The following is a 552-nucleotide window of genomic DNA, read 5'->3' as shown; positions in this document are numbered from 1 at the left end:
ACTGGCGCATCCTACACAACAATTCACACCATGTCAACAAACCTCGTACTCGTTCTCGATCCGCAAGCCCCCGGCTCCTATCCACTGGCCTCACTCACGCTAACGTACAGACCGCTGATCGCAGTCGTCCACACGCCCCCAACCCCGATTTCCTTGTCCTCACTTATCCAGCAAGTCCCGCATCTTCGAGTCCTCCACGGACTAGGTATCAAGCCCGTCCTGCACTCAATTCCCCTAGGACCCTCGTCCCACATGTGGGCCCTCAACTACAACGCGGAGATCGCGGAGCGCGGATACAACCATGTGCGCGTGCGCGGGTCCGACGAAGAAGACGCGGACGGGGACTTCGAAACAGTAGATGCAGACGCCGATGATGGGCTCGATGCCGACGCAGACGCCGATGAAGAACTTGAATGGGGCCCGGATTCTACGGAATTGGTGAGGAATCCTGATCAGGCGCGTGCTGATCACGAAAAAACACTTAGAAATGCTAAAAAATCGCGTTTTGAGGGGTCTGGTGTAAAACACCTCATTAAACCGCGTGCCGCATCC

The 552-nt window shown here is 56.2% G+C and carries 1 protein-coding gene; it reads left to right on the top strand.

All coding sequences use genetic code 11. The annotated features are described in order from the left end of the window. Positions 1 to 252: 252 nt before the first annotated feature. On the top strand, positions 253 to 552 hold a 300-nt coding region (locus AC1RPW_RS07870), incomplete at its 3' end, for a hypothetical protein (RefSeq protein ID WP_481769424.1).

Source organism: Dellaglioa sp. CoH-55-MRSF-8 (assembly GCF_056782195.1).
Note: the sequence above shows the minus strand (reverse complement) of the source record. Positions and strands in the feature narration are given on the sequence as shown.